The organism is Dietzia cercidiphylli (genome assembly GCF_014145145.1).
GTDB lineage: Bacteria > Actinomycetota > Actinomycetes > Mycobacteriales > Mycobacteriaceae > Dietzia > Dietzia natronolimnaea.
In genome coordinates, this window is sequence record NZ_JAALEA010000438.1 from 1 (window position 1) to 9282 (window position 9282).

Annotated in this window: 8 protein-coding genes; 5 read left to right on the forward strand and 3 right to left on the reverse strand. The window is 67.5% G+C overall.

Annotated features, from left to right (window positions below; genetic code table 11):
* Positions 1 to 181, forward strand: a 181-nt coding sequence (locus G6028_RS14890; RefSeq protein WP_182659338.1) for a hypothetical protein, incomplete at its 5' end; no start/stop codon positions are given.
* Entirely contained in the window at positions 178 to 609 is a 432-nt protein-coding gene (locus G6028_RS14895) for a DUF732 domain-containing protein (protein ID WP_095717223.1), read from the forward strand. The genes G6028_RS14890 and G6028_RS14895, both read left to right, overlap by 4 nt.
* Positions 610 to 660: 51 nt before the next feature.
* On the opposite strand, the gene G6028_RS14900 is transcribed toward G6028_RS14895, so the two are convergent.
* Positions 661 to 1110, reverse strand: a complete 450-nt coding sequence (locus G6028_RS14900) for a universal stress protein (protein ID WP_182659339.1) — start codon at positions 1108 to 1110, stop codon at positions 661 to 663.
* 92 nt (positions 1111 to 1202) lie between these two features.
* Entirely contained in the window at positions 1203 to 3338 is a 2136-nt protein-coding gene (uvrB, locus tag G6028_RS14905) for an excinuclease ABC subunit UvrB (RefSeq protein WP_182659340.1), read from the reverse strand.
* Between the two features lie 342 nt (positions 3339 to 3680).
* On the opposite strand from uvrB, the gene G6028_RS14910 reads away from it, so the two are divergent.
* Both G6028_RS14910 and G6028_RS14915 read left to right on the forward strand, forming a co-directional pair.
* Positions 3681 to 4898 (forward strand): DUF4185 domain-containing protein, encoded by a 1218-nt coding sequence (locus tag G6028_RS14910; RefSeq protein ID WP_338404240.1) that lies wholly within the window; start codon positions 3681 to 3683, stop codon positions 4896 to 4898.
* Positions 4899 to 4903: 5 nt separating this feature from the next.
* Positions 4904 to 6478: a DUF4185 domain-containing protein gene (locus tag G6028_RS14915; protein ID WP_182659341.1), complete on the forward strand. Its 1575-nt coding sequence runs from the start codon at positions 4904 to 4906 to the stop codon at positions 6476 to 6478.
* A gap of 44 nt (positions 6479 to 6522) precedes the next feature.
* Here the strand turns inward: G6028_RS14915 and coaE are convergent, their stop codons facing one another.
* Complete coding sequence (gene coaE / locus G6028_RS14920; RefSeq protein WP_182659342.1) at positions 6523 to 7611, reverse strand: dephospho-CoA kinase; 1089 nt, start codon at positions 7609 to 7611, stop codon at positions 6523 to 6525.
* Between the two features lie 62 nt (positions 7612 to 7673).
* On the opposite strand from coaE, the gene G6028_RS14925 reads away from it, so the two are divergent.
* Complete coding sequence (locus G6028_RS14925; RefSeq protein WP_182659343.1) at positions 7674 to 9203, forward strand: DUF4185 domain-containing protein; 1530 nt, start codon at positions 7674 to 7676, stop codon at positions 9201 to 9203.
* Positions 9204 to 9282: the final 79 nt, after the last annotated feature.

Below are 9282 nucleotides of genomic sequence, written 5' to 3' on the forward strand. Positions count from 1 at the left end.
GGTGGTGGTGGTCGATCCGGAGCACGTCCTCGGACGTTCGCCGCAGGGGCTCCAGGATCTGTACGTGGGGGCCACCCGCGCCACCCAGGAACTGGTCCTCGTCCAGCCCGGTCGGTTCGGTCCACTGCTCTCACGGATCCGCGAGTCCGTCTCCGACGACACAGAGGAGCTCAGCGCATGAGCGACCACGCGGTGCGGATCCCGGCCGCCGTGGCGTTGTGCGCGGTCCTCGCGGTGGGCGGCGGTTGCGGGCCCGCGGAGGAGGCGACCGACCGGACCGTGAGGGCGGAGACCACCGGTCAGGGCGCCGAGGCCGAGGCCGGGGGGCCCGCCGCCGTCGGCCCGAGAGGCCCTGCCAGGAACGGCAGCGAGCAGGATTTCCTCGACGACCTGACGGCGTTCGGACTACCCACGGAGATGACCGCGGCCACCACCGTCGAGGTGGGGATAGGGATCTGTCGGAGCATCTCCGACGGGTCCGACACCGAGACCATCCTCGATCACCTCCGCCCGCTCACCAGCGCGATCGCCGCGCAGGATCCGGAGCGCGACACCGCGGAGGTGGGCCGGGCCATCATCGATGCGAGCCGGGCCCACCTCTGCGGTTGACGCTCCCCGGTTCACCGATCCGGGTCGCCCGGACCCGGGTCGCCCGCCGGCTCAGGTCGTGTGGACGATGAGCACGTCGCAGATGGCCCGGCGGGCCGCATCCGCGGGCACCGAGCCCAGGAGCCGGCCGGTCAGAGAGTTCAGGCCCTTGTTCCCCACGACGAGCAGATCCGCCTCCACCTCGTCGGCCAGCTTGATGAGCGATTCGACCGGCGCGCCCTTGACGGTCCGCGCCTCGACCGTCGACGCCCCTGCGGCGACCGCCCGGTCCCGGGCCGTCCGGACGATGTCCTCGGCCGGGTTGTCACCGCGGATCTGATAGGCGTCGTCGCCCAGCTGATCGGCGGCCTGGCTGACCGAACGCGGATCGGCGGGCACATAGGCGCAGGCGATCACGAGGGTCGCGGACTCGTCGGCGGCAAGCGACGCAGCACGATCGACGGCCCGGTAGGACGACTCCGAGCCGTCCGTACCCACGACCACCTTCTTGTAGGCGCTCAATTCTCTTCCTCTCGTCGGCAACAAGTTCTACCCAGCGTAGTGCGCGTGGGTCCCCGCCGTGCCAGGTAAGCGCGCGACGTCACAGTGACGGGTCAGTCGATTCCCGCCTCGCGCATCCCCTTGAGCTCCTTACGCAGCTCGGCGATCTCGTCGCGGAGCCGACCCGCCAACTCGAACCGTAGGTCCGTTGCCGCCGACATCATCTGCTCGGTCATCTCCCCGATGAGCTTCTCGAGTTCCTTACGAGGCCGCGCCGACTCACCCGCCACCCGTGCCCCCACGAGCTCGGGCCGGTCCCGCGGGTCGGTGGACGACTCCCCGTTCTTCTCCTCCCCGACCCTGTCGAGGATGTCGGCGATCTTCCGCCGCAGGGGCTGCGGGTCGATACCGTGCTCGGTGTTGTACGCGACCTGCTTCTCGCGCCGGCGGTCGGTCTCCTCGATGGCCTGTCGCATCGCGTCGGTGACGGAGTCCGCGTACATGTGGACCTCGCCGGAGACGTTGCGGGCCGCACGGCCGATGGTCTGGATGAGCGACGTCGCCGAGCGGAGGAAGCCCTGCTTGTCGGCGTCGAGGATCGCCACCAGGGAGACCTCGGGGAGGTCGAGTCCCTCCCGGAGCAGGTTGATACCCACCAGGACGTCGTACTCGCCGCGTCGCAGGTCGCGGAGCAGCTCCACCCGCTGCAGGGTGTCGATCTCCGAGTGCAGGTATCGCACCCGCACGCCGAGTTCCAGCAGATAGTCCGTGAGGTCCTCGGACATCTTCTTGGTCAGGGTGGTCACCAGCACCCGCTCGTCGCGATCCGCCCGGGCGCGGATCTCACCGAGGAGATCGTCGATCTGCCCCTTGGTGGGCTTGACGACGATCTTCGGGTCCACCAGCCCGGTGGGTCGGATGACCTGCTCGACGAACTCGCCCCCCGTCCGCCCCATCTCGTACGCACCGGGGGTGGCCGACAGGTACACGGTCTGGCCCACCCGGTCGGAGAACTCCTCCCAGGTGAGCGGTCGGTTGTCGAGCGCTGACGGGAGCCTGAAACCGAAGTCGACGAGGTTGCGCTTGCGGGAGGCGTCGCCCTCGAACATCGCGCCGATCTGGGGAACAGTCACGTGTGACTCGTCGATAACCGTGAGGAAATCCTCGGGGAAGTAGTCGATGAGCGTGGCCGGGGAGCTTCCCGCCGGCCGCCCGTCGATGTGCCGCGAGTAGTTCTCGATGCCGGAGCAGAAGCCCACCTGTTGCATCATCTCGATGTCGTAGGAGGTCCTCATCCGTAGCCGCTGTGCCTCGAGCAGCTTGCCCTGGTTCTCCAACTCGGCCAGCCTCTCCTCGAGCTCGGCCTCGATGGAGGCGATCGCCCTGGCCATCCGCTCCGGGCCGGCGACGTAGTGGGTGGCCGGGAAGATGCGCACCTCGTCGACCCTGCGGACGACGTCGCCCGTCAGCGGGTGGATGTAGTACAGCGCATCGATCTCGTCACCGAAGAACTCGATGCGGACGGCGAGCTCCTCGTAGGTCGGGATGATGTCGACGGTGTCGCCCTTCGCCCGGAACGTGCCGCGGGTCATGGACACGTCGTTTCGTTCGTACTGGACATCCACCAGTAGTCGGAGGAGCTGGTCGCGGTCGACCTCCTGCCCGATGGACAGAGCCACCGACCTGTCGAGGTACGACTGGGGGGTGCCGAGCCCGTAGATGCACGAGACGGAGCTGACGACGACGACGTCACGCCTGGACAACAGTGACGATGTCGCGGAGTGCCGAAGCCTCTCCACGTCGTCGTTGATGGACGAGTCCTTCTCGATGAAGGTGTCCGTCTGGGCGATGTACGCCTCCGGTTGGTAATAGTCGTAATACGAGACGAAGTACTCAACCGCGTTGTTGGGCAGCATCTCGCGCAACTCGTTGGCCAGCTGCGCGGCGAGCGTCTTGTTGGGCGCCATCACCAGGGTCGGCCGCTGCACCTTCTCTATGAGCCACGCGGTGGTCGCCGACTTGCCTGTGCCCGTCGCACCCAGGAGGACGATGTCGCGCTCGCCCCGTGCCAGGCGCTCAGTCAGCTCCGCGATCGCCGTCGGCTGATCGCCCGACGGGGTGAATTCGCTCACCACCTCGAAGCGTGTCGTGCTCCGTTCGACGTCGCCGATCGGCCGGAACTCCGAATAGGAGAGCACTGTCGGGTCGGCGGGGACCCCGTCGTCGGGGATCTCGGTCGCGAAAGCCATACCAACCAGCCTACGAGTACGCGACTCCGTCTGCTCACCCCCGCGCAGTTGGGAGTGACTCAGGCATCACCGTGCCCTATCGTTAGGCGTTCACATCGTCCCACCGTTCGGAGATCCACCGTGATCCACGCCCCACGTCGTCGTCGTCTCGCCTCTCCCTCCCGCCGCCGACGAGGTGTCCGACCGGTAGCAATTGCCACCGCCACCTCTCTTATCGCCGGGACATTCATCCTGGCCGCGCCGATCGCGGCAGCCGCCCCGTGCGACGAATGGCCCCCGGCAGGTGTCGGCGGGGGCACGGGAGGAGGCAGCGGGTCGAGCAGTTCCGGCGGGGGTTCACCGGTGGCGCCGCCCAACCCTGCGCCCCCGGCCGCCCCCTGGCACAACGGCACATCCGGCTATATCCCCGTGTTGGAGGGACGAACCACCACCGTCGAACTGCTCACCGGACCCACCAGCCCGAACGACACTGTTGATCGCTTCGGCATCTCCGGTACCGACCTGGGAATCCTGTGGGAGAACGGCGGGGCAGCCGGCAAGAATCAAGTGCACATGGCCCTCGGCGACACGATGGGCGATTGCAAGGGCGACACCCAGTGGCGTAGCAATGTTCTGTTCCGTTCCTCGGACCGCACCCTGGCAGATGGCATGCGTATCGACGACGCGCCCATGAAAGACGGCATTGCCGCGTCGATCCTGCCACGGACTGGACACGACTGGGAGACGACCGTGATTCCCACCGCCGGCGTCGCCGTCGAGCAGACGCAGTACCTGCGATACATGTCGGTTGACACGTGGGGCGACCCGGGCGAGTGGACCACGAACTACTCGGCCCTCGCCAAGTCCGGCGACAACGGCGATACGTGGGTTCCCATCAGAGGAACAGCCCGCCCAGGGCCCGGCCGCATGGCCCTGCCAGGGGATCTGACTCCGGCCCGCCCCCGACACGATGCCGCCCAGATGAGCGCCTTCGTCAAACACGGCGACTACATCTATGAGTACATGACGCCGTCGGGCCGCAACGGATCAGCGATCCTCGCGCGCGTCCCCGAGGCACAGATCGAGACCATGGACGCCTACACGTTCTGGGACGGCTCCGACTGGGTGGCGGAGCAGGACGCCGCGGCGGTGGTCCTCGACGGCCAGGTGAGCGAACTCTCGGTCTCGTGGAGCCCGAGCCTTGAGCTCTTCTTGGCTCTCTACACCGACGATCAGAACAATGTCGTGCTGCGGAAGGCAGAAGTGCCGGAGGGCCTCTGGTCAGGCAAAGACATCCTGCTTTCGAGCAAGCATCTTCCCACCCTGTACGGAGCCTTCGCGCATCCCTGGAGCCCCGTAGTCGAAGCAAGCGGCGATGATCTTTATTTCACGCTGTCCACGTGGGATGCCTACAACGTCTTCCTCATGAAGTCCGATCTGGATCAGCTCCTGGACCGGTCCACGCCGCCCGCGCAGTCCCGCCTGCGAGTTGCCGATGACAGTTGGACCCGTGACACCCCGGACCCCGCTGACACCGGCGAGACTGTCCTCGTCGACAAGATCCCCCTCCCGGAGGCCTGACACCCATGACCCGCCCCTCATCCCCCACGCCGACACGGCGGTTCACCGCGGCCGTGGCGGCCACCGTAACCGTCGCCGCCACGGTGACGGTCGTCGGCACGCTCGGCGCCGGTACCGCGGCGGCCGGCCCCTGCAGCGAGATGTTCGGCAACTTCGGCTCCCTCCTCGAGCACCAGACCGAGGCCGGCATGGCCACCGGTTCGCTCGGTTCGCTCGGTTCGGTTGGATCATCCGGTAGCTCCGGCTCCCTCGGGTCCGCGTCCCGAGCCCTGGGGTCTGCCGACCGATCGGGCTCGCTCATCCAGCAGCTGGAGACCGGCTCGCTCGGCAACGGCCTGTCCGGTTCGCTCGACCCGCTCGTGGGCTCCGTCTACGGCATGCCGCCGTGGATCACCGGCGAGGAGGGCACCGTCCCGGTCCTGCGGGGACCCACCCGGTTCCTGCAACTGGTCACCGGGCCCACCAGCCCCACCGATACCATCAACAAGTACGGCGTGGCCGGCACGGACCTGGGCATCATGTGGGACAACGGCAGCCCGAACGACCCGCAGGTGCTGATGGCCTTCGGCGACACGATGGGCGACTGCACCGTGCCAGGCAACCAGTGGCGGTCCAACGTCCTGTTTCGGTCCGGCGACGACGATCTGACCGACGGCATCACCATCGACTCGGCCGCGATGGGCTCTGATGGTCTGGCCAAGTCGCTCGTGGAACGGAGCCACCAGACCGGCGAAGTGACCATCATCCCCACCGCCGGGATCTCCGTGAACGGGGTGCAGTACCTGCGGTACATGTCGGTTGCACACTGGGGCCAGCCGGGCTCGTGGACCACCAACTACTCCGGTATGGCCTACTCCACCGACAACGGCGAGAACTGGGAGATCGTGCCCGAGATGGCGCGACGGATCACCAGCGCCGGCGATGCCGGTGAGGGCGCCCCCGGGGTGGACAGCGCCTGGCGTTCCGCCCAGATGAGCTCATTCCTCAAGACCGACACCCATCTATACGAATACCTGACCCCTTCGGGCCGCCAGGGTGCGGCGATCCTCGCGCGGGTCCCCCTGAGCGGGTCCCCGTCCACCGGGGACCTCGAGCACGGCCCGGCCCCGCTCGATGGCGTGCTCGATCCCGAGGCATACGAATACTGGAACGGCACGACCTGGGTCGACCGGATCGGCGACGCTGTGACCGTTCTCCCCGCCCCCGCAAGCGAGTTGTCGACGATGTACAACGCGCACCTGCACAAGTACACGGCGATGTACTCCCAGGGTTTCGACTCGGTGGTCATGCGGACCGCTGACAACCCGTGGGGCCCGTGGAGCGATGCCACCACGCTCATCGACTACTCGGTGCTGCCGGGGGTGTACGGGGCGTTCATGCACCCGTGGGCACAGGGCAACGACCTGTACTACCTCGTCACCACTTGGAACGCGTACAACGTCTTCCTCGTACGGACCGAACTGGACGCGCTGTTCCCCGAGCCCACCCTGCGCCGCGCCCCCACTGCCCAGGCTACGACCGAGGTCATCCGGCAGGTGCCCGTGTCCGAACTGGTGGACGGGGTGGTCCCGACGGAGTGAAGCCGCCCGCGGGCGGGGTCACCATCCCGCCCGCCACGGCCCCGTCAGCGGTGCCGTAGCGAGGCCTCGGTCAGGGTGCGTTCCCACTCGCGCGTCTCCTCGCGGTTCGCGCGGCGCAGGATTTCCGAGTATTCCGCACGGGCGCCGGGATCAGCGCCTATCACGTCTGCCATGAGCAGGGCGAACTCGTGATCCGGGTCGTCTTCTGCGACAACCGTCACCTCCAGGGGTCGGGCGGGGTCGCACCAGTGCAGCAACGGACGATCGCTCGACCGATCGCGCACGTAGCCCGCCCCGGTCAGCGAGTGGAGCGCGTCCTCGACCGCGTCGGCGTCTCGGACGGTCACCTGAAGGTCGAGGATGTCGGGCGCGTCCAGCCCCTCGATCGCCGTCGGACCAACGTGGTCGATCCGGTTCGCGGTGCCCCCCACCACGTGGCGCAGACGGGCGCACGCCCGTTCCGCCTCGCCCGCCCACTCCGGTCGAAAAGGCACGACGGTCCGCTCACCCACCACGGGGGTCCCGGTCCGGAGGTTGTGTTCGAACGGATCCAGACGGATCTCGACCAGCGCGCGGGTCAGGTCCACGACCGTCTGTCGGTCACCCGAATTGTCTATCAGGATGTCGGCCGCGGCTCGTCGGGCCTCGTCGGTGGCCTGTCTCGACATTCGAGCACGCGCGTCGTCCTCGGGCATTCCCCGCTGCTCGACCAGTCGCCTGAGGCGCACCTCTGCCGGGGCGTCGACCACGATCACGAGGTGGTATCCGGGGGTCATCCCGCCCTCGACGAGCAGTGGCATGTCATGTACGACGATCGCGTCCTCGGGCGCCGTGCCGAACAGTTCCGCCGTCCGCTCGCCGATCAACGGGTGGGTGATCGCATTGAGGGCTGCGGTCCGCTTGGCATCGACGAAGGCCCGGGCGGCGAGGGCCGCGCGGTCGAGGGCGCCGTCCGATCCCAGGATGTCCTCACCGAACTCCGCGACCAGCATCGCCAGACCCGGGGACCCCGGTTCGACGACCTCGCGGGCGATGAGGTCCGCGTCCACGATCACCGCCCCCGCCTCCTTGAGCACCGCCGTCACCGTCGACTTGCCGGCACCGATCCCACCGGTCAGACCCACCATCAGCATGTACGCAGTGTAAGTGACCTAGTATCGATTCCTCCGAATCGCAGTTCTATATCCTTCCCTTCATGCGTCCCTATTCCACTCTCGCCTCGGTTCTGCTCACAGTCCCCGTGGCGCTCCTGTCCACATCACTGCTCGCCCCGGCGACCGGTGGAGCACAATCATCCGGCTCGGCCGGGTCACTGGGATCCTCGGACTCCGCCAGCGGCCCCTGCAACAATTTTCTCGGGAACTTCCCGCCCAACTCGCTCGGTCTGAACCTCGCCACTGGTTCGCTCGCGAACGCCGCGAACTCCGTGGCCGGAGTGGCGGCCTCCTCCGTACGTGATTTCCCGCGCTGGATCACCAGCACCCAGGGCACGGTTCCCGTACTCAAGGGAGCCACGTCCGTCCGACAACTCGTCACCGGGCCCACGAGCCCCGCCAAGACCGACTCCGCGTACAACATCTATGGAACCGACCTCGGCATCATGTTCGAGCACGGCGACGAGACCATGGTGCTGTTCGGCGATACGTTCGGCGCCTGCACGCCGACGAGCAACGATTGGCGGTCCAATGTCATGCTCACCGCGGAGAACGGCACTCCCACGGATGGGCTCAAGATCACCGGGGCGCGTCCGTCCGAGGACGGGCAGGCGTCCGCATTGGTCCAGGGGGCCCATCAGCCCAACGGAACCGGTGAGGTCACAGTCATCCCCACGGCCGCGATCAGCGCCAACAACGCCATGTACATGCGCGTCATGTCGGTTCGGGACTGGAACGCCCCGGGAGGGTGGAACACCAATTATTCAGCGCTGGTGAAGTCGGTGGACAACGGCGCCACCTGGAAGGTCCTCACCGACTCGATGCGCCGGGTAACCGACTTCACCGGCTGGAACAGCAGCGTGCAGTTCGAGTCGGACGACGACACCCCGCCCGCAGTCGAAGCCGATCGCTGGTACGGGATGCAGATGAGTGCATTCCTGGAGGACGGCGAATACCTGTACGAGTACCTGACCCCGTCCGGGCGCCGAGGACCAGCCACGCTCGCGCGCGTGCCCCTCGACCGGATCGAGGACCCCGCCGCGTACACGTGGTTTAAGGGTGGCACCACCTGGGAGTCCGATCCGGAAGGCAGCGAGTTGATCCTGCCCGCGCCGGTCGAAGAACTGTCGGTCGCGTACAACGAGTACCTAGACCAGTTCATCTCGCTGACCTCCACCGCCACGGGCGTCGTCTCGATGCGGGTGGCCAGCAGGCCCGAGGGCCCATGGTCTGCGCCCCAGACTCTCGTCGACCGCCGCATGTTCCCCAACGCCTACGCCCCGATGATCCATCCGGCCTCGATCACCTCGGACGGTGAGCATCTCTTCTACACGCTCTCCACGTGGGATGCGTACAACGTGTTCCTGCTGCGTACCGACCTCGGTGAGTTCGACTTCAACGCCCCCAACACGGACACGCACACCGCCGTGCAGTCGCGGGTTGCGGTGGCAACTGCCGTGGAGGCCGGGGCCATCGATGACGGGGGCGTGATCGACGAGCAGCGTCTGGAAGAGGTCGCCGCGGCGGCGCCCGCGCCACCCGAGTCCATCGTGGAACCAGCCGGCCGCTGAGCCGGACGCCCACGGGGCACGAACGCAACGACCCCTGGAATCCGCCACACGGCCGAAAGGGCGAAACGGCCCCGGTCGT

What these genes read in the sequence shown, in the direction of transcription:
- G6028_RS14895 (WP_095717223.1), top strand. Translation starts at nt 178, where the DNA reads ATGAGCGACCACGCGGTGCGGATCCCGGCCGCCGTGGCGTTGTGCGCG.
- G6028_RS14925 (WP_182659343.1), top strand. Translation starts at nt 7,674, where the DNA reads ATGCGTCCCTATTCCACTCTCGCCTCGGTTCTGCTCACAGTCCCCGTG.
- uvrB (WP_182659340.1), bottom strand. Translation starts at nt 3,338, where the DNA reads ATGGCTTTCGCGACCGAGATCCCCGACGACGGGGTCCCCGCCGACCCG.
- G6028_RS14915 (WP_182659341.1), top strand. Translation starts at nt 4,904, where the DNA reads ATGACCCGCCCCTCATCCCCCACGCCGACACGGCGGTTCACCGCGGCC.
- coaE (WP_182659342.1), bottom strand. Translation starts at nt 7,611, where the DNA reads ATGCTGATGGTGGGTCTGACCGGTGGGATCGGTGCCGGCAAGTCGACG.